The organism is Bacillus sp. P4_E1, from assembly GCF_056401715.1.
Map to the genome: position 1 here is coordinate 1 of NZ_JBFUIV010000039.1, position 20,558 is coordinate 20,558.

21 protein-coding genes, 1 pseudogene and 1 other annotated feature are annotated in these 20,558 nt (G+C 33.6%); of the genes and pseudogenes, 8 read left to right on the plus strand and 14 right to left on the minus strand.

Annotation, left to right across the window (positions count from 1 at the left end):
- Positions 1-28: 28 nt before the first annotated feature.
- A pseudogene (locus tag AC1DS7_RS27875) lies at positions 29-229 on the plus strand (IS3 family transposase); the annotation flags it as partial.
- A 122-nt stretch (positions 230-351) separates the two neighbouring features.
- On the opposite strand, the gene AC1DS7_RS27880 reads toward AC1DS7_RS27875, so the two are convergent.
- The 3 genes from AC1DS7_RS27880 to abc-f form a co-directional block, all read right to left on the minus strand.
- Positions 352-846 carry a DUF3267 domain-containing protein gene (locus tag AC1DS7_RS27880; protein WP_049772868.1) on the minus strand — a complete coding sequence of 165 codons (495 nt, stop codon included), beginning with the start codon at positions 844-846 and terminating at the stop codon, positions 352-354.
- A 433-nt stretch (positions 847-1,279) separates the two neighbouring features.
- The gene (locus tag AC1DS7_RS27885) at positions 1,280-1,873 is read right to left on the minus strand and encodes a GNAT family N-acetyltransferase (protein WP_476999364.1); all 594 of its coding nucleotides are present in this window, start codon (positions 1,871-1,873) and stop codon (positions 1,280-1,282) included.
- A gap of 20 nt (positions 1,874-1,893) precedes the next feature.
- A complete protein-coding gene (abc-f, locus tag AC1DS7_RS27890; protein WP_476999365.1) occupies positions 1,894-3,522 on the minus strand; it encodes a ribosomal protection-like ABC-F family protein in 1,629 nt (542 codons plus the stop codon).
- A 511-nt stretch (positions 3,523-4,033) separates the two neighbouring features.
- Between abc-f and AC1DS7_RS27895 the strand changes: the two genes are divergently transcribed.
- Complete coding sequence (locus AC1DS7_RS27895; protein ID WP_476999366.1) at positions 4,034-5,023, plus strand: aldo/keto reductase family protein; 990 nt, start codon at positions 4,034-4,036, stop codon at positions 5,021-5,023.
- 77 nt (positions 5,024-5,100) lie between these two features.
- Here AC1DS7_RS27895 and AC1DS7_RS27900 read toward each other — a convergent pair whose 3' ends face one another.
- Complete coding sequence (locus AC1DS7_RS27900; protein ID WP_088039506.1) at positions 5,101-6,000, minus strand: LysR substrate-binding domain-containing protein; 900 nt, start codon at positions 5,998-6,000, stop codon at positions 5,101-5,103.
- A 182-nt stretch (positions 6,001-6,182) separates the two neighbouring features.
- Between AC1DS7_RS27900 and AC1DS7_RS27905 the strand changes: the two genes are divergently transcribed.
- The gene (locus tag AC1DS7_RS27905) at positions 6,183-6,809 is read left to right on the plus strand and encodes a DUF6518 family protein (RefSeq protein WP_215588227.1); all 627 of its coding nucleotides are present in this window, start codon (positions 6,183-6,185) and stop codon (positions 6,807-6,809) included.
- 367 nt (positions 6,810-7,176) lie between these two features.
- Here the strand turns inward: AC1DS7_RS27905 and AC1DS7_RS27910 are convergent, their stop codons facing one another.
- The 3 genes from AC1DS7_RS27910 to AC1DS7_RS27920 all read right to left on the minus strand — a co-directional run bounded on the left by AC1DS7_RS27910 (position 7,177) and on the right by AC1DS7_RS27920 (position 9,898).
- Positions 7,177-8,160, minus strand: a complete 984-nt coding sequence (locus tag AC1DS7_RS27910) for a sensor histidine kinase (RefSeq protein WP_215588228.1) — start codon at positions 8,158-8,160, stop codon at positions 7,177-7,179.
- On the minus strand, positions 8,157-8,864 hold the full coding sequence (locus AC1DS7_RS27915; protein WP_061689496.1) for a response regulator transcription factor: 708 nt from the start codon (positions 8,862-8,864) through the stop codon (positions 8,157-8,159). Before AC1DS7_RS27915 ends, AC1DS7_RS27910 begins: the two co-directional genes overlap by 4 nt.
- A 119-nt stretch (positions 8,865-8,983) precedes the next feature.
- Entirely contained in the window at positions 8,984-9,898 is a 915-nt protein-coding gene (locus tag AC1DS7_RS27920) for an acetamidase/formamidase family protein (protein ID WP_215586380.1), read from the minus strand.
- A 157-nt stretch (positions 9,899-10,055) separates the two neighbouring features.
- Between AC1DS7_RS27920 and AC1DS7_RS27925 the strand changes: the two genes are divergently transcribed.
- Positions 10,056-10,484, plus strand: a complete 429-nt coding sequence (locus AC1DS7_RS27925; RefSeq protein WP_002085180.1) for a cell wall hydrolase — start codon at positions 10,056-10,058, stop codon at positions 10,482-10,484.
- A 62-nt stretch (positions 10,485-10,546) separates the two neighbouring features.
- Here AC1DS7_RS27925 and lysS read toward each other — a convergent pair whose 3' ends face one another.
- Together lysS and AC1DS7_RS27935 are read right to left on the minus strand one after the other, a co-directional pair.
- Complete coding sequence (lysS, locus tag AC1DS7_RS27930; RefSeq protein ID WP_476999367.1) at positions 10,547-12,100, minus strand: lysine--tRNA ligase; 1,554 nt, start codon at positions 12,098-12,100, stop codon at positions 10,547-10,549.
- Between the two features lie 83 nt (positions 12,101-12,183).
- Positions 12,184-12,440: a binding site (T-box leader), on the minus strand.
- 271 nt (positions 12,441-12,711) lie between these two features.
- Complete coding sequence (locus AC1DS7_RS27935; RefSeq protein WP_215586382.1) at positions 12,712-13,047, minus strand: DUF3221 domain-containing protein; 336 nt, start codon at positions 13,045-13,047, stop codon at positions 12,712-12,714.
- A gap of 204 nt (positions 13,048-13,251) precedes the next feature.
- Between AC1DS7_RS27935 and AC1DS7_RS27940 the strand changes: the two genes are divergently transcribed.
- Complete coding sequence (locus AC1DS7_RS27940; RefSeq protein WP_215586383.1) at positions 13,252-14,154, plus strand: SMP-30/gluconolactonase/LRE family protein; 903 nt, start codon at positions 13,252-13,254, stop codon at positions 14,152-14,154.
- Positions 14,151-14,855: a class I SAM-dependent methyltransferase gene (locus tag AC1DS7_RS27945; protein ID WP_215586384.1), complete on the plus strand. Its 705-nt coding sequence runs from the start codon at positions 14,151-14,153 to the stop codon at positions 14,853-14,855. The genes AC1DS7_RS27940 and AC1DS7_RS27945 overlap by 4 nt, the downstream gene beginning before the upstream one ends.
- 61 nt (positions 14,856-14,916) lie before the next feature.
- Here AC1DS7_RS27945 and AC1DS7_RS27950 read toward each other — a convergent pair whose 3' ends face one another.
- Positions 14,917-15,843, minus strand: a complete 927-nt coding sequence (locus AC1DS7_RS27950) for an NADP-dependent oxidoreductase (protein WP_215586385.1) — start codon at positions 15,841-15,843, stop codon at positions 14,917-14,919.
- A 236-nt stretch (positions 15,844-16,079) separates the two neighbouring features.
- Between AC1DS7_RS27950 and mleBCA the strand changes: the two genes are divergently transcribed.
- Positions 16,080-16,937 (plus strand): BCA family alpha/beta fold macrolide esterase, encoded by an 858-nt coding sequence (gene mleBCA / locus AC1DS7_RS27955; protein WP_002013100.1) that lies wholly within the window; start codon positions 16,080-16,082, stop codon positions 16,935-16,937.
- Positions 16,938-17,217: 280 nt separating this feature from the next.
- Here mleBCA and AC1DS7_RS27960 read toward each other — a convergent pair whose 3' ends face one another.
- Together AC1DS7_RS27960 and AC1DS7_RS27965 are read right to left on the minus strand one after the other, a co-directional pair.
- Positions 17,218-17,553 (minus strand): hypothetical protein, encoded by a 336-nt coding sequence (locus AC1DS7_RS27960; protein WP_002085171.1) that lies wholly within the window; start codon positions 17,551-17,553, stop codon positions 17,218-17,220.
- 11 nt (positions 17,554-17,564) lie between these two features.
- Positions 17,565-18,734 (minus strand): ParM/StbA family protein, encoded by a 1,170-nt coding sequence (locus AC1DS7_RS27965; RefSeq protein WP_002013097.1) that lies wholly within the window; start codon positions 18,732-18,734, stop codon positions 17,565-17,567.
- Positions 18,735-18,943: 209 nt separating this feature from the next.
- Here AC1DS7_RS27965 and AC1DS7_RS27970 point away from each other — a divergent pair, with 209 nt between their 5' ends.
- Positions 18,944-19,348 carry a hypothetical protein gene (locus AC1DS7_RS27970; RefSeq protein ID WP_002127690.1) on the plus strand — a complete coding sequence of 135 codons (405 nt, stop codon included), beginning with the start codon at positions 18,944-18,946 and terminating at the stop codon, positions 19,346-19,348.
- A gap of 41 nt (positions 19,349-19,389) precedes the next feature.
- Here AC1DS7_RS27970 and AC1DS7_RS27975 read toward each other — a convergent pair whose 3' ends face one another.
- On the minus strand, positions 19,390-19,926 hold the full coding sequence (locus AC1DS7_RS27975; protein WP_002142024.1) for a DUF1697 domain-containing protein: 537 nt from the start codon (positions 19,924-19,926) through the stop codon (positions 19,390-19,392).
- A 301-nt stretch (positions 19,927-20,227) separates the two neighbouring features.
- A partial coding sequence (locus tag AC1DS7_RS27980) for an RNA-guided endonuclease TnpB family protein (protein WP_476999368.1) occupies positions 20,228-20,558 on the minus strand: 331 nt, incomplete at its 5' end.

The window sequence follows — 20,558 nt, forward strand, 5'->3', positions numbered from 1 at the left end:
CTCGCAAAGGAAACTGCCATGACAATGCGGAAACTGCCATGACAATGCTTGTATTGAATCATTCTTTTCTCATTTTAAATCTGAAATGTTTTATCTCAATTATTATCAAACAAAAGAAGAATTGATTCAAGCAATTGAAACATACATCTATCATTATAACTACAAACGATTCCAAAAACGACTCAATCATCGAGCTCCGATTGAATATCGAATCTCAATGGCTGCTTAGTCTTTTTTTAAAGCTGTCTACTTGACGGGGATAAGACCAGTATTATCGGTCTTTTTACTTTCAAATATTATATTTTTAACTAATTTCTTAAATTGAAATATAATTAAATAATACTTTTAATACTATTTCACTTGATAATATCCTCTGCAAAATACTGAGTTCTTCGGTTTCATTACAATTAAAAATGAATTGTAAATATCTGAGGCGGAAATTATTGCGTTTATCCAACATACAAATAATATGATTGATTTAATATTTCCTGATACATAGAACGACATAAATGCAGGGGCTACCGATAATACAATTATGGGTAAGCTCATAAAGACCCAAAATCTCGCTTTGGATAGGGTTGCATTTGTATTTAGCCAAAAAAATATTCCACTACATGTTAAGCTAATATCACCTTTGTTACTTATGACCAAAATGTGTAGACATTCGTGAATGATGAAGACAAAGATACCTATTATGATTAGATACAATATATTAATATGAGTGAAACCTACTCCAAAGTAATTTGGTATCAGAAAAATGATTATTTGAAGTAGATATACAAACTTCATATAATGCTTTTGATACCAATTATTCTTAATAAAAGGAGTCCATTCTGAAAAATCCATACTTATCTGTGGCAATTGACGAAACCAAATTATGATATGCGTTCCCCTCCCTCATTTAATCTATTTCATAACTTAAAACTTTTAATCCACTAACACTCAACCGTAAGTTTTATATGCAAAACTTCGCTCACCTTCACTTTTGCCGTTCGTTCTTCTATTTGAGATCAAAATGATTCATTTTTAGGATAATTTGAGTAAGAAAGTGGTGTTTTCATAGATAAATGCATTCGACAAAATTATCCAAACCCCTTTTCATATATGATTTTTTATAAAATGATTATCGCATGTACAGCTTAATCCCCTTGTTTTTTGATGAGAAAATCCGGTAAGAAGCCATCCAAATTGTCTCTTTGATATGGTAACAGGTAGACTGGAATGTAAAAAAGCTTAGAGTTTTAGCTCTAAGCTTTTTTACATTCCATTATAGATTCTTTTAAAGAGCAATATTTTTTATCCACTCTGATTTGCTTAATAAATAATGATTATATAGTTGGTTTTCTATCGTCTGTTGGCTCAAATAAGTAAATCCACATTTTTCAATAACTTTATTTGATGGTACGTTGTTAATTAAAGCAATTGCGTTGAGGACATCTACATTTGTATTTTTAAACAAATAATCAATTAACCCTTTAGTCGCTTTCGTAGCGTAACCATTGCTTTGATACTCGCTTGAAATAGCATACATTATTTCTCTATTTGGTGAAGGGAGTTCTTCTTTAATGCTTGTGCAGCACCATCCGATACATTCATTTGTATCTTTAATAAATATTCCTAGCTGTAAAGAATGACCCTCTATGTTAGACGTATTTTTCACGACATTAAGAAACAATCTATTTGCTGGTATTTCATCATTGATAATCCAATTAACCCTCTGTTCTTTCGTTGATTTCCAGTCCGGCAAAAACTGTTCTATTTCCGGTTGATTCGATATTTTATAAATACTCTCCGCATCTTTGATAGTAAACTCTTGCAAGTATATATCTCCACAGTCTATTCTAAATAAATTAGTCGAACTCTCTTCTCCCATGTTAATCCCCCTTAATTACATTAAAGCGCCTTAATCTGCTTCGTAAGTTCTATAAATCGTTCATCAAGTTCTTTATATTCTTTATCGTTAGAAGTCAAAAAGCTTAATTTACCTAATACTTCTTGTCTCTCTGTTTCTAATGTTAAACGTAGCTCTTCAATATCATCTCTTGTTTTAATAACTTCCTCTAGCTGCTTTTGTATCGTATTATTTAAAAACACGAGTTTCGTGTTAGTTGTTTTCTCCAGAAAATATCGATCGTGAGAAACTATAACGAGTGTTCCATTATACTCAGCTAATGTATTTTCAAGCTGTTCACGTGAAGGGAGGTCAAGGTGATTCGTCGGTTCATCTAAAATAAGTACATCTTTTTCCTCTAAAATATAAGCCATTAACTTGCATTTTACTCTTTCCCCCATACTCATATGCTCAATCGGCTCTTTCCATTGAGAAGCTTGGAATCCTAAATGTTTCATTAAATTTTGGACTTTTCCTCTTTCTTCAAATGTCTCTTTAAAAAATAAATCTTCTGGTGTTTTATCCAGTGGTAAATCAAATACTTCTTGTGTTAAATAACCGATGTTTGCAGATGGTGAAATCCATACTTCTCCTTGTACAGTTTCCGTTCCCATAATCATCTTCAGTAATGTTGTTTTCCCGCTACCGTTTGGTCCAACAATCGCAACCTTCTCACCGTGCTGGATTGTAAAATTAACGTTTTCAAATAATGTCTTTCCATGAAAGTCTTTTTTTAATTTCTTTACTTCTAAAAAGCGTTTTCCTACTTTTTTATTCGCTTGAATAGAGAACTCCACTGAATACTCTTCTTTCACACGTTCTACTTTCGTTTTCTCCAGCTCTTTTTCGAGACGTTTTCGTTTTGACTTCACTTGCGCATCCATTCGCTTCGCTTTTACACGATAAAACTCTTTAACTCCTTCTTGTTTTGTAGACTGTGCGTGTGCCTTTTGTGACCATGAACTTAATTCTTTTATATGTGTTTCTACTTGTTCTATCTTTTTTTGTTGTTTTTCATATTCACGTTGCTGCGTCATTCTTGTATGCTCACGTGCTTTCATATAACTCGTATAATTACCGCTATGCTCAATTAGTTTCTTTTCCTCAATTGACCATATTTTCGTTGCGACAACATCTAAAAAGTATCGATCATGCGATACAACGATAACTGTACCCTTCATATTTTTTATTTGCTTAATGAGAAATTCCGTACTCATCTCATCTAAATGATTTGTCGGTTCGTCTAATATTAATAAATTAGGATTTTCGGCAAATCCTTTTGCTAGTCGAACTTTCAGCTTTTCACCACCACTTAAAGTAAGAAAATCGTTCGTTGGCACGCCCCATTTCGCAAGAAGTTCTGCTTCTTTTGCAATCATATCATTACTAATAAAAGATTCTATTTCTTGTTCAACATATGCCGTTGTCATATTCATTTGCTGCCATTCAACAATCCCTTTTGATGGCTCAATCTTCCCATTTATTAATTGAAGTAACGTTGATTTACCGGCACCGTTTTTACCAATTAATCCGATAACATCCCCTTGTTTTACTGTAACATTCATTTTCTCTAACAAAGTATTTTCCTTTATTTCAACATAAACATCATTTAATTTTAAAATTTCTTTCATATTACCGATCCCTTTCATTAAGGGAGAACAAAAAAATCCTCCCAAATTAATTTGGCAGGATTAGTCGTTAACATATTTATACCCAAATAAGCTATTACGCATAATAAATAGCAATACCGTTGTAAGGAAATTGGGCAGACTAATCCTATTTTTTATAAATTGAAATTTATTGAATTTCAACATTTAAAAATAAGATTAGTTAATCATCGTCCACCCATCATTCCTTTCCGTCGTTAGTAACCATATTGTACCATAGTAGTACTGTATGAGTAAATGCGATTATACGTGCTGTGAAAATGATTGCTTTCTTTTAGGTCTATTTATCTTCACTTCATATCGATCAAACACAAACAACATCTGTAATAATACTGGCTTTAGATTTCCTTAGTAGTAAACTTCTAAGCACTCTCTCTTATATAATTTTTATATAAATTTATCATTAATTATATATTATACATATTACATTTCAGTTCTTATAATAAAGATATCATTTTAAAAGGAGGATACTACAATGGAATTTAGCAAACTAGGAAACAGTGGATTAACAGTAAGTAAGATTGCATATGGGAACTGGATTAACCATGGTGGAAAAGTAAACGAAGATACTGCAAATGATTGTGTGAAAGCCGCACTAGATGTCGGAATTACTACGTTCGATACTGCTGATGTTTATTCGGACACTATAGCCGAAAAAGTACTTGGCCGGTCTTTGAAAGGTATACGCCGAGAAAGCATAGAACTATGTACAAAAGTATGCCATCCGAGCGGACCTGGAAAAAATGATCGTGGATTATCGAGAAAACATATTATAGAAAATTGCAATGCATCGTTACAGCGGTTGCAGACAGACTACATTGATGTCTATTATGCACATAGATTTGACTCAACAACTCCTCTTGAGGAAACGATGTTAGCTTTTGCTGATCTTGTAAGACAAGGTAAAGTCCTTTACTTAGGCGTAAGTGAATGGACATCAGAACAAATTACCCGCGGTGCAGCACTTGCACGAGAATTGAATATTCCACTTATCGCTAGCCAACCTCAATATTCGATGTTGTGGCGTGTTATTGAAACTGATGTAATACCAACATGTCAACGTGAGGGACTTGGTCAAGTTGTTTGGTCTCCCCTTGCACAAGGTATTCTCTCAGGAAAATATCAACCTGGTAAACCCTTGCCGACTCAATCACGTGCTAATTCAGATGCTGGTAAACCATTTTTCCGCAAACTCGTGCAACGTTGGATGAGTGATGATGTACTCACTGCAATTCAGAAACTCAATCCCATCGCGCAAGAAACTAATCTTACCCTACCACAACTGGCAGTTGCTTGGGTACTACAAAATCCAGCTGTTTCCTCTGCAATTATTGGCGCTTCAAATCCGGAGCAAATAAGAGAAAACGTAATTGCTTCTAGTGTTAAATTGCAACCTGAAATTATGGATCAGATTGATAATATACTAAAAGGTTTCGCTGAGTACGATCCGAGTAAAACAGGTTGAATCTTCAGTGACTTTAAAATAAAAATAGAAGTTTTCCTATCCAACTTTCCGACTGCCCATCCCATCAAGATGGGCCTTTACTTTTCAAATTCAAATTGTGAAGTCGTATAAACCTCTCTAACAACTGTTAAGAAGTTCTCTAATACGACAGACTTTTCATCTTGTCTCCATCCAACATATAAATTTATTTTTGGTGTATTTTCTTGAATGTCTTTATACATGACACCCGATTTTTTATAGCTTTCCACCGATGATGGAACGACAGAAATCCCCATTCCTGCTGCAACTAAATTCACAATAGTTTGCATTTGGATCGCCTCTTGAACAATATTTAAACTTACTCCATGTTCCCAAAAGTAACTAATAATTAAATCATAAAAGTTAGTACCGAAATGACGTGGAAATAAAATAAATGGTTCATCAACTAATGATTTGATTGAAATGTTACGTAACGAAACTAAAGGGTGATCTTCATGCAAAACTAATTTTAAACATTCCTCAGAACAAACTTCGGAAACTAATATTTCATTATTCTGCTTGGAACGAATAAATCCAATATGAATTTGTTTTTCATATAGCGCTTTTATTTGCTGGTCTGTTGTCATCTCGCGTAATATAAGCTGTATTCTAGGAAAACGTTCTCGAAAATTTTTTAATATGTCTATTACGGTTTCTGTAGAATCGACAAAACCGATTATTAAATGTCCTATCTTCCCTTCATCCGCAAGCTGTGTTTCTTTAATAGTTCTATCTACTTGAAGCAACGTTTGCCGCGCACCTTCTAAAAATATTTTCCCTGCACTGGTTAGTTCAACCATTCTTTTTGTTCGATGAAAAAGTTGAACGCCCAATTCATCTTCTAATTTACGAATTTCTTGGCTTAAAGGAGGTTGTGCCATCCTAAGCCGTTCTGCTGCACGACTAAAGTTTAATTCTTCTGCCACTGTTATGAAATATTTCATTTTACGAATATCCATTTCAATCCCCCTAACATTCACAACTAGCAAAAAAGCCCTCCTTCTAATAAATTATAAATAAAAAGAAAATGTTATTCGCTATCCAATAATCACTTATTGTTTTTCGATAAATTTTTATTGATTACTCCCCTTTAATAAGCTATTATATGTTTGTAGAAAATATTAATGTAAGGATTGAATTTATGGACAGGACATTAAAAATCACAAAGTTAAATATGTTTTTAAAGATTTTTCTCATCCCGATTATAGTAGGGATAATTGTTGGTACACTAACTAAATTAGGGCAAGGTATACTTCCAGGACATTGGCATTCATTAGCTAATCTAGGAAGTGTTTGGTTAGTTCCATCCTTTTTCGTGGCTAGCTTTAGTTATTCTAAGCGTACAGCTATACTTTCTGGTATCCTTGCACTACTCGGCATGGTATTAGGCTATTATGGTTATGCAATAGTTATTAAAAATGTAGCTCACTCTATTTATTTTATATCTGTATGGATTGTATGTGCATTTATAGGAGGAACTATCTTTGGAATTGCAGGTTTTCTATGGAAAGATACTACAAATCCACTTCATAAATTCGGAAGCGCGCTTATTAGTGGAGTTTTTGTAACGGATGGACTTCACATTCTTTTAAATTTTGAAGACTATAGTCACATGTTACCTGTTGGATATACCGAAGTGATAGTCGGGATTATCTTGATTCTTGTGTTAGAACGCTCTAATGCTAATCGAATTTCTTCTTTCTTAATGATGGTTCCTATCACTATTTTAGGATTAATTGGATATACATTATTAAGTTTGTTTACTTAATTACAATACTGTATTATAAAAAAACAAAAGACTAATTCTATTATAATCCACAAAACATATCACGAATTCGAACATTATACTTATTAATGTTGATACACCTATTCATAGGATGGATTCATGAAGCTATCTCTTTCAAAGAGGTGGCTTTTTTCTTACAAAAACTATTTATCAGCTTTTTATTAAATACTTCTAATTTAAAGATCGTATTTATTAGCGTGTCATTATACATACTAAGATGACCTTTTACCATTTCATATAATCGCTATAAAGTGAAACTTTAATCAGCGGGGGTCTTACTGCCCATTAAAGCGGGATAAAGTAAGGCTAAAAAACTTATCTCCAAAGTTCTTTAGCCTAGTTCACTTATTTACACATTAAAAAATATAATTCGTACAACGGTACCTTTACCAACCTCTGAATAGATTCCTACACTATGTCCTAATTGTTTCGTAATTTCATATACAAGATAGAGCCCCATTCCAGTTGATTCTTTAAAATCTCTACCGTTTTCTCCTGTAAAGAAAGGTTTGAATACTCTTGGTAAATCTTGCTTCGGTATCCCTACGCCACTATCGGTAATTTCAAGTACAACTGTATTACCTTCCTTACGTACTTTCACTTTAATCTTTTCTCTACTACCTGATGAATATTTAATCGCATTCGATATTATTTGTCCAATTAAAAATTGTAACCACTTCGCATCACTTTCTACAGTAATACTCTTATCAATTTCAAGCTCTGGGTATACAAAATTCCGAATAAAAAAGCGTTTATGTTCATGCACGGAATCATTCACTATTTTATGTAGTTGTACTCTTTCTACATAAAAATCTTGTGTAAATGCTTCTAAACGTGCGACATACAGTGCCATCTCTAACCCCTTTTTCAACCTATCTGTTTCCTCATTAATGCTTTCAAAACGTGAATCCACTTCATCTTGTGTAATTAATTCTATTACAGATAAAGGTGTTTTCATTTGATGAATCCACTGATTCATAAAGGTTAAATGATCATTATTTTTCCTCTCTTGTAACTGGAGCTGATTTTGATAATGTCGATATTGTACTTCGAGCAAATCTTGGAGAGCAGTAGATAAAACTGCAAAATCAGATTTTTGAACAGATTCATCCAAAGATTGCAACGGATTTGCTAAACGTTCATAAAAAGAACGATGTGTAAAATAACGAAATACTAAATAACTTACCATAAAAAAAGCACCTAAAAACATTGCATATAATGCCGTTGAAATATGATTATGCCCATCAAACCAATAAACTAAGAATATGGCTAGTAGTTGGATCGCAGTAAAACAAATAAGTGGTATATGATCACGTATAAATAACCTTATCATTTTTCCATACCATTATCCCAAGTAATATGTAATCTATATCCAACACTACGAATTGTTTCTATTGCTCCTTCAATTTGTAACGTTTTTAACTTTTTACGCACACGTGTTGTATTTACACTTAATGTATTATCATCAACATAAGATTCACTATCCCATAATTTATTTAATAATGCTTCCCTACTAACAACACGCGGATAGTTTTTCATTAACATCTCTAATAAAATGGCTTCGTTTCTCGTTATATCAATCTCTTGGTTCCTAAGTTTTAATACAAGTCTTTCGGGATATAAACTAAGACCTTGTTGCTCAATCATTCGTTCTTCTAGTTTCGGTGCATAGTCTCCATAAGCACGTCTTAAATGACTACGAATTTTCGCCATTACAACTTCATAATGAAACGGCTTCGGAATAAAATCATCGCCACCATTTTCTAACGCCATAACTTGATCCATCGTACCTTCACGGGCCGAAATAAATAAAATCGGACATGTGGAAACCCCGCGAATTTGACGACACCAATAGTAACCATCAAAACTTGGTAAATTAATATCTAATAAAACTAACTCCGGTTGTTCTTCTAAAAATATGTCTAACACATTTTGAAAATCCGTTACAATAATTCCTTGGTAACCGTATTTCGCAACATATGTTGATAATAGCTCCGCAATTTTTATATCATCTTCAACAATCATAATTTTAACCATCTCTGAACTCCTTTTTGATCCACAATCTCAAATATACTTATATAAATACTACCTCTTTTCACAAAATCCGTAAAATAGAAAAGGATACTTTTATACAAAAGTATCCTTTTCTATTTTTCTTATTTAATATGAAATTCATTTAGAGAAAATCCTAACTTCTCCACATATTCCCTTCCTAGTTCCATCCGCGCCGTTTTTAGTGGATCCACAACTTGGCAAATTTTCAAATTACCTGCTGCTGATAATAAAAGAGTTGCATCAGCTTTAGACATTTCTAATTCTTCATGTAAAAATGTCACCATATTATGTACAGCACGATTCGCTGCATCATCTAACAATTTCTCTGAAGCAATCGTCATTATTTTTTCTTTTTGAATAGCCAATGGTAATGGCCATTTCTTTCCTTTTATAGTCTGAACAGTTACAGTTACCTCACCAGCAACCTCTACTCCACTAACACCAATTTCACCATCACCCATCGCAGCGTGTAAATCGCCTAATGCTAAAAGAGCACCAGGAACATTTACAGGTAATAATAACGTTGTACCTTCTTTGATTTCTTTACAATCCATATTCCCGCCGTGATCATGCGGTGTACCACATGAAATACTCTCTTCTTTCGGTGCAGTACCAATCACACCAATCATTGGATTAATTGGAATTTGCAGTTCATTTGAAAATGAAACATGTCCATTATGTATTGGGACAATTTTTACTGTATTTTCATTTAGCTCATCACCCATTACACCTAGGTTCGCACCTGTAGTTAAAACACCCTGCTCTGCAATTTTAATCTTTTCAATCGTTACGACTAATATATCACCAGGTTCTGCACCTTTAATATGTACAGGTCCGGTCGCTGGATTTATTCGATTCCAATCTAATTCTTGAAACACAACATCTTCAGAATCAATTTGATTTTCAAAGCAATCATATGTTTCAAATACAAGACGGCTCCCAATTTCTACTTCAATACATGGATTATTTTCTGGTGACATTGCGTAAATGATATGTTCTTTATGAATACGATACATAAGACCTCTCCCTTTTTATATTTATCTATTATTACTAATTAGCTTTTTTCATACAAGCTCCTCTTGAAATTCAAAGATATTTTCATGTGAAAAAGCACTTAGCTTATTTTAAAACATACAATCTTTACTATAAGAGCTAAAGAAAGGTGGTATCACTATGCCCCTTATTCCATACAACGAAAGTGACGTTGATTTACTAGCACGTTTAATCCGTGCTGAAGCTGAGGGCGAAGGACGACAAGGTGAACAACTTGTTGGCTGTGTTGTAGTAAACCGTGTATTTTGTGATTGTTTAGATTTTAAACAACTTCGATCTGTGCGTGATGCAGTATATCAAAGCCCTGGCGGATTCGAAGCAGTGCAATTCGGATATTTTTACCAACGCGCCCGTGAATCAGAAAAAGAAATCGCAAGAAAAGTTTTACAAGGTGAATGGCGCTGGCCAGCACGATGGGCTCTTTGGTATTTTCGTCCAGTTGGAGCTTGTCCACCCGAATGGTATAATCAGCCGTTTGCAGGGCAATTTAAAAGCCATTGCTTTTACGAGCCTAGTGGCGATGAATGTCCAAAAATGTATTCAAGATAGTAAAAATTAAACAACGGAAGTACTTATTCTATTGAGTACTTCCGTTGTTTTGTAACTGTATTTTAGAAATCTAATAATGTGACGAATTTTCTTGTGCCTACCACATGTATTAATAATGGTATACGTGGACCACTTGATTGATTCATAATGAGCCTATATAAAATGGTAAATAATTGTTTTTGATTTTCTTTCATTATTTTTTTATTTTCATGATGACAAATCGTATACAATTGCTCCATTAGTTTAGAATGATCGTTATTAGAACGAATTATTTTACAAACTTCTACTAGCCATTTTTTCTGCCGTTCATCTAATGTGTTATAAAACTCCGTATTTTTCTCTTTATTTACCGCAATAAATTTTTTAGATTGAAAGTTTCTTATCCAATACTCAGCACGATTACTTATCGCTATCATTTCAGGTAATGCATAGCTCCTATCTATTTTCTCTAATATATCTTGTAAAATAGATGAATCAAAATTTAATAACGGTAAAGTTCCTGCTACTTGATTAAACTTTGGATACTCTTTAAATCGGCTATCAAGTCTAGAAAGTTTAATTGCATCAAATAAATCTTCATTTTTGAGTGTTTTATTTTCATAACTATCCTTCAATCTCTCATACTCTGTATAATTGCGAATCACATCTTCATCAAGTCCAATATGAAAAGCTGCGCCGGGCCTATATTTTGCAAACATAAAAAGAATCACTTCTGGTACATACACTTTTAATAAGTCGCTAGGTGTAATACTATTCCCTGAAGAACTGGACATTTTTTCATGATGCCCTTTAATTCCAATGAAATCATAAGCAACGTATTGAGGGGCTTCACAATTGAATATTTCCATGGCAATTTCTTTTGATACATTATAACTACCTGTTTCCGATGAATGATCTCTTCCGCCCGGTTCAAAAATAACATCCTCTATCATCCATCTCATCGGCCAATCGATTTTCCAATTCAGTTTCATTTGATTTGTATTTAATACGGATAATTCATTTTGATTTCCACATTCACAGTCATACCGAACTGTTTTTAATACTTCATCAAAATGTGTAATAGTTGTTGCATCTTTCCCGCAGCTCTCACAATATAACGTAACGGGATAAAAGTTTTCTCTATCTTCTTCTCGGTGTATTCCTGTTTTAAAACCCATTAAAATATCATATATTTCTTTTCTTTTATACAAAGACTCTAATATGTTTTCGTTATACCTTCCACTTCTATATTCAGCATGCTGATAAATAAATTCTACTTCAATTCCAAATGCTTGGAGCGATTCCTCAAACTCTTTTTCAAAATGATCCGCATATGAGTTATGACACCCATGCGGATCAGGGATATCACAGTACGGCATACCAATGTATCTTCCAAAAGATGGATCAATATTTTTAGGAACTTTTCTAAACCTGTCATAGTCATCCCATGAAAAGATAAAACGAGTCTTTTTCCCTAAATCTTGCAGAGCCCTTACAACGAAATAAGTCGTTACTATTTCACGGAAGTTCCCAATATGAACAGAACCAGATGGACTAATTCCAGCTGCACAAACAAAAGTTTCTTTGTTTGGATGTTTTCTAATTAATTCATGTGCTACTTCATACGCCCAATGCATATGCCACTCACCTCAATTGTATTTTTATTTTCACATTTTCAGTTTTATACAACAAAAAAACTCCCACCCCCAAGATTATTCATCTTGAGGACGAGAGTTATTAACTTCGCGGTACCACCTCAGTTTGTTAATACGTCACCATATTAACCTTTTCAGGTACGGCAAAACATGCTTATACCCTATCTCTATAACGGGAGAACCCGTCGCATCATCCCTAAATGAATTAGTTCCTTGCGCAGCTCTAAGTCTTTTTTCATTAAGATTTTCACCTCTCCTTCTCAGCTACCGGAGCTCTCTGTATGTATTCATTCTTAACTACTCTTCTCTTCAATGCCATTTTATATTAGTTTTTACATATGATAATTTATAACGTATATATTGTCAAATTTTTCTGAACTGAAATTTAACAATACATATCTTCTCTTTTCTAAAGGCTATTTTCGTAAAAATTGTTGCTATTTGTGAACTTTTAACGGTTATAATTTCTGATATAGTTAAGAGAGTATGAATTAACATAGTATAGATAACCATCACAAGAAAGCTCAGATTTGAATCCTGCGCTTTCTAAATGTTATATTTTATTTCACAATTGCTCCCGATTGATGAGGAACTTATTTTTTAAATTGAATTTTTTTAGCTTTAGCTTGCTCAGGATAGGATGCAAATACATCTCCATCAATCCATACCTTTACTTCATCACCTTTTGACCATTCCTCTGTATTGTCATATGCCAAAGAAATTAAAGGAATACCCCTTTCCTCTTCCTGTATCTCTGAAATTGATTTATCTTTTATATCTTCATACTTGTCCAGAGAAAGATTCTCTGAAAGTAATATCTTATTTTCTGTTACTTCTAAAATAATACCTTCCATATCAGCCTTGCCACACCCTGCGAGTGAAATGCTTAACAATATAACTGTAAATACAGTGAAAAATTTTCTTTTCATTAGCTACACACCTTCCTTACATAAAAAGCAAACAATTTCATAAAACATCATATGTCTATTTCTCCCCACAGTTATATACTATTTTCAAGTTATTTGAGAAGGTCTTCTTTTTTTATATTATATCTTTATTCCAATCTAACAAAAGGTTTATCTCCATTTTTATTGAACTTTATATATATTTTTAATAAATTGAGGTGAAACATAGTGCACAAAAGTATTGAATTGGTCATAGATGCTAAGGCGAATTTAGGGGAAGGTCCTTGCTGGGATGAGAAGAAACAATTATTATACTGGGTTGATATTATCGGGAAAAAATTATGTCTTTATAATCCTGTTAAAAAAACAAACCGAGCGATCACTCTCGACCAACAAATCGGTTGTGTTGTTCCATATACGAACGATGAAGTTTTAGTAGCAATGGAACAAGGCTTTTATTCTCTTAATCTTGACACAAAAATACTTACACATATTTATGACCCTGAACCAGATTTATTAGAAAACCGCTTTAACGATGGAAAATGCGATCCAGCTGGCCGCTTTTGGGCAGGCACTACAGACTTATACGGTATTAATGCTACTGGTTCCTTATATTGTTTAAACAATAATTTCAGCGTAGATAAAAAAGTTGCACATGTAAATACATCAAACGGCATAGCATGGTCTCCTGACGATACATACCTTTATTTTATTGATACACCTACAAAAAAAGTAGTCCGTTTTCATTATGATATACATACTGGTGTAATTAGCAATCCAACAGATGTTATCATCTTCCCTGAAAATGAAGGTCTACCCGATGGTATGACAATTGATGTAGAAGGTTGTTTATGGATTGCACATTGGGGAGGCTCGAAGATTACTAGATGGAATCCCTTGACCGGAGAACAGATTTTAAGTATTCCGATTCCTGCTTTATATGTAACGTCGTGTACATTTGGAGGACCTAATTTGACCGATTTATATATCACAACAGCCAGAACAAGAATGACTGATGCGGAATTAAAACAGTACCCACATGCTGGTGGTATATTTCGAATTCAAATGAATGTTAAAGGTTGTCCAACCTATTCATTTCGCCATGAAACTATTGGAGCTGAAACACTATGAACAGAATCGATTACATAAGACAAGAAGAGAAAAAGTATCACGATCTTTGCTATGAACAATATAAATTATTCGAAGCGGGATCTTGGCTTTATAAACCTGTTAAAACAGTTATGGACATGCTGAACTATCTTGAAGAACAGAAAGACCTACAAATACTGGACCTTGGCTCTGGTGTCGGTAGAAACAGTATTCCGATTGCACAAAAAATTATGAATAGTGGCGGCACTGTTACTTGTATTGATTTACTTGATTCGGCTTTAATGAAGTTACAAGTTTATAGCAAAGAATATGGTGTATTTGAATACATAAAAACGGAACAAGCAGCAATTGAAGACTACTATATTGCTCCTAATACTTATGACTACATCGTTGCAGTATCAAGTTTAGAACATGTTAGATCAATAGACGATTTTAAAAAAGTGCTTCACACTATGAAAAATGGGACAAAGAGTGGCGGTATCAATTGTTTAATAGTTAACTCTAACATTCAAGAAATAGATTTAGAAACAGGAGAAGAATTAGATACTTTAATTGAAATTAACCTTTCTACGGAAGAAATGATACGTACACTAAAAAGTGTTTATAACGAATGGAAAGAAGTAAAAGTTGAAATAAAAAATTTAGCGTATGATATTGTACGAAACGGTAAACACATTCAATTAAATACGAATGCGATTACTTTTGTCGTGCAAAAATTGTAGTTTATATGAGTGGTGACAATTTTTATTTTTTATAGTCACCACTCATATATTTATGTAAATATCATTCCATCGTAATTACAATTTTCCCTCTAACATGCTGACTTTCACTTAAAATATGAGCTTCTCTAATTCCTTCTTCATTAAACGGAACAACCTTACTGATGATAGGTTTAATTTTTCCATGCTCAATCAAAACAGATAATTCGTCCAATTGCTTCCCGCTTGGTTTCAACCATAAAAACCCTGATTTTATGGCCTTTACTTCATGACGTGGTTCATGAACGATAGAAACTAGAACACCACCAGATTTAATAATTTGAAAACTTTTTTCTTGTACTTCTCCGCCGATTGTATCTAACACAATATCATAATCTGATAGTAGCTCTTCAAATTTATCTTTTTTATAATCAATAACAAGGTCAGCACCTAAAGACTTTAAAAACTCTTCATTTTTACTACTTGCAGTTGTTACGACAAAGGCCCCAAATGATTTTGCGATTTGAATTGCAAAACTCCCTACTCCGCCCGCTCCAGCATGAATTAATACTCGGTCATTTTCTTTTATTTGTGCGTAATCAACAAGACTTTGCCAAGCTGTTAGTCCTGCAAGAGGTATAGATGCTGCTTCTTCAAAATTAAGATTATTAGGCATTTGCGCTACTAAATTTGATTTCACTGTAATGTATTCAGAATAAGAACCTTTCCCTATATTTTCAGGTTTCGTAAACACTTTATCTCCTATTTTAAAATGATTCACATCTTCTCCAACTTCTTCAACTATTCCAGCAACATCTAATCCTAATGTAATTGGAAATGAAAATCGCAACTTTTCTTGTAAGTCTCCCTTTCTTATTTTCCAATCAACAGGATTGACAGATGTTGCGTGTATACGTATTAATACTTCATTACATTTAACAACTGGTTTAGGAACTTGTCTTTCTTGTAATTCTTCAACACTACCATATTGATCAATAACAATTGATTTCATTTCCTCTCCCCCTTGCTGTTTATTTTAATAACAAACAATTATTTTTCAAAATTTTTCGCCTTGAATGAAAATAAATATGTTTGGAGGTGATATTTATGCTACTCTACTAATTAAGCATCATGAGTGCAAAAAACATTTATTTCACTTAAATACAAACTAATTTACGCCTAAGAAACACCCAAAGTTATATTTCTCTTTATTTATTAATGACCTTTAAATGAAACGGAGAGTGTGCTATGAGTGAACAAGTTTTCAAAGTAAACGGTATTGATATATGTACAGAAAGCTTTGGAAATCCTAATAACCCAGCAATATTATTAATTATGGGAGCTACGTGTTCAATGGTTTATTGGGATGAAGAATTTTGTGAAAGGTTGGCTAGCACAGGAAGGTTTGTCATTCGCTATGATAACCGTGATGTTGGGCGTTCTGTTACATATGAGCCTGGGACTTCCAATTACACTGTAGCAGATATGGCTGAAGATGCAATCGGAGTACTCGATGCGTATCATATTGACAAGGCACACCTTTTTGGCATGTCATTAGGAGGTATGATTGCTCAAATTGCTGCAGTAAAACACCCAGAAAGAATTTTGACCTTAACATTACTAGCAACAAGCGTTATTGGATCTGATAACAATACTCGTGATTTGCCTCCAATGGATGAAAGAATTTTGACACATCATGCTAATGGTGCAAATTTAGATTGGACAAATAAAGATGTTATAGCGAAATATTTAATTACAGGATCACGTCTACTCTGTGGATCAAAGCGTATATTTGATGAAGCAAGAACTTTAAAACAAGTAAAGCAAGAAATAGAACGTGCTAACAATCTATTAAGTATGTTTAATCACGCCCTCCTTACAGGTGATGATTCTTATGAAGGTATACTAAAGTCGTTACTAGTACCTACTTTAGTAATTCATGGTACGCATGATACAGCTCTTCCACTTGAACATGGACTCGCACTTATTGATGAAATTCCGAACTCAAAGCTATTATCCCTTGAAGGTACAGGGCACGAGATTCATCCCGATGACTGGGATAAAATTATTAAAGCAGTTTCAGAACATATATCCCGTATAAGATAAGAACAACTATTAGAAGGGGCACAAATTGTTTTGCCCCTTCTATTTATCCCGCTATTTGTGGGCAGTAAAACTCCCACCTCAAAATTCAGCTGAAGCAAAGAAATTAGGTGGGAGATAAACTGCCCGTAAACGCCCGATTGGTGAAGGCTAATAATCAGTGGGGGATGAACAAAACCCCCACTGATTATAGTTTCACTTTATAAAGATTACGATACAATATCAAAAACCCATCACTGCATTCGTATGTATAGTGATGGGCTCTACCTATATTTTTCTATGCTTAAAAAAATGGACAATCTAACTGGTCAACAGATTCCCACGATTTTTTTTTTACATTTTCGGTGGATTTACTATTTTCTAGTGGTACGTGTTTAAATGGATTCATTTCAACTTTTAATAGAGATGATGGTTCTATATATAAAGAAAAAACATGGCTACTTGGCAAGGTTTTTGATACATCAATATCTCCTACTTGTTTAAATAATTGCTGGGCCGCAAAGAAAAAGAAATTAGTTGGATTAGATTGTTTATTAAGCCAAGCAATCATTTCAGGCGATACCGATTTATTAATATTAATTTTCACTCGATCACCACGTTTATATCGCCTAGATCGCATACTTCCACCAACTAACTTATCGTTAAGTTTGTAAACCCTAACTCTTTTTGCTTATGCTCTCTATATTTTGGCGAGCATGTATATACTAATAACCCACGAGCATTGGTGAATAACGGGTTATCTACAAAAATCACATTTTTCAAGCGTCCTTTTTGTTTCAAAATCATTTTTAAGCTATTTTTAATAATAACTGCGCCCCCACCATAAATAAATACATATGGATCGTCTTTCATATCATCAATTTTGTTAATAATATCCGTTGCGACACGTGCTGCTAAACCTAAAAATGCTGGCTGCGATTCCTCAACTAACAATGCATTTCTTGGGTGCTTTTCATTTAAATAAATTTGGTTAAATTCTGTAATGCTATCAATTGTTTTCGTAGGATATTTCCGATTCCATCTCGTAATAATTTGTAGTAACGTTTCTTTTACACCATATGATAATCCTTTACTTAATTGCGGACGGAAATTTACCCCTAATGAAACAACTTCTTCCGTTGTCCCCGCGCCAATATCAAAAGACAATAAAGTTTTATCTACAAAATCAATTTCTGAAACTTGATTTTGTTCACATTCTATTTTATGTTTCACAACATTTCCTTCCTCATCATATACAATCCCCCACGTCCCAGAAGCGCCTTCAGGTAGACATTTACAAAACTCAATAGAAACATTAATCGTAACATCGCGTCCATTTGGATAATGGAATATGACCTTGTGATTACCCATATACCGTTTCGCATTTTCAGCAGCAATTTCCTGTGTAATAAGTTGCATTGGAAGAGCAACAGATAAATCATAACGAATATTAATATGACTTGAAGTAGGGCTTTGACGCATAGCACTTATCGCTAAACCTGAAAGGATTGTAATGACCATTAACTCATCAGTAGATTTATTTGATTTTTTCTCCACTTCAGTACCTTTTAATTGATCTTGAATCACTTTTTCTCCAACGATGTATCGTACATTATTTAACATTAGCGATGGAGAACTAATGGTCACATCAATGTGATTCTCTAATTCTGACGATGAAACTTCACCCTCATCTAACAACCCCGTAGACTCACCTATATATAAGGAATAAATACTCGGAATAAAAATAGGTTCCTGCCCTTTCACCATTAACTTCAAACCATTATTTCCTGCATCTGCACCAGCTTTTAAAAGAATAGACATAACTACCCCCTAAATTAATCTGACATCCCTTCCAAATATATGCGAGCCCATTCTTTTACATTCAAATGTAATGTAATTTTTTCTTCATCCTTTAAACAAAATATCATAAACATTCACTTCATATGTAAAAAACGTTTGACATAAAACTTTTCCAATTTTATACTATGGATGTAAAGAGTTTTTTACAAAATTGGAGGTGCAATTATATATTGAATACTAAAAAAATTATTTTTGTAATCATAACTTTATCTTTAATCGCTATACTTGTACATGGCACATACAAATACATAACTGAAGGTTCAATTTTGGGTGGGACTATTTTCGCTGCTTCTTTAATACTTAGTAATTTAATTAATCATATTACATGGGGAGATCCAAACGGAGTATCGAAAGAAAGTCAAGATGAGATGGGACAACAAATTACCTATAAAAGCTTTAAAATCGCGTATTTTGTGCTTGTAGGTGTTATGTTCCTTATATTACTCTGCTCGGAAGGATTTTCTATGGGTTCCAATTTGGATGGTGTAAAAAACCTTCCACTCTTTATTGCACTCTGTTCTTCCTTTCTTATTTTCCCTATCGTTGAACTCATTGTCGCCAAACAATATAAATAAAAAAAGTGGTTTTCTGCATTTAGAAAACCACTTTTTTATGTTTAAATACCTTCTGTTATTGCTTTCAGCTTATTCACAGTCCGCCAGTTCCTTACTGTAGCTGGCGTATGTAATTTTTGAAACTGGTTCATTAGTTTAGAATTCCGAATACTTTTTTTGAAAAATAAATACACTACTCTTCCTTCGATATGGCAGTCTTCTATGTCACTTTTGTACATAAGTAACCGCTTACTGTCTTCTTCAGAAAGTGGATTAGCTAAAAAGGCCACATGTACACTTTCTCCTTCTAATAACGAATGGGTCTCGTAAGGACACTTTTTAATAATATTAATAAATTCATCATTTGCTCGTAACATGACTGGAACATTGAAATCAAAAACGTTGTTAATTTCACATTCAATTCGTTCCTTTAAAAAACTTATCTCTTCTTCTGACTCAAACACTACATTTCCACTTTGAATATATGTTTTCACTCTTTTTAACCCTATTGATTCAAACATTATTTTCAAATCTGCCATTTTGATTACTTTATGTCCACCTACATTAATTCCCCGTAGTAGTGCAATATAAATTGTCATATGCTTACCCCTCACGTATTTACATGCTTAACAAGCGAATTGTTTTGCACCTTCATGCTTCTCGAATACTTACTTTAATACATCTAACATATCATGTACGGAAAATATCTCAAATAAAAAAACTTACTACATGATTTTTTTCAAGATTGAGACTCCCACGACTAAAGTCGCAAGCCTGGATCCTTACGGAATTACGGGTGGGATTCTTGAATAACTAAGCGTTCGCAGTCTATTTCTGTTTTGAACAGCCTTCAAGATGAGGGCATCTCATTGCCCCTCCTAAACCAGACCATATAGGTGCTTAGGCTGATTGACTGTTACCATCAATCACAGTTGCGTAGCGAATATTCATCGCCCCAACGATATCACGGTGTGTCTCAAACCCACATGGACACTTGTACTTTCTGTCTTGTGCCCTGTTCTTTTCAGTACATTTCGGACAGCTTTGACTTGTATAAGCTGGATTCACATATTCAACCTGAATATCAGCTAATATCGCTTTATATTCAATAAATTTTGACAAACGATAGAATGACCAAGTGTGTAGGTTTTTTTCGTTTTTACGGCTTGTTCTTGCCGTCTGTCTTATATTCGTTAATTGTTCTAATCGAATGACAGAAATATGATTTGCA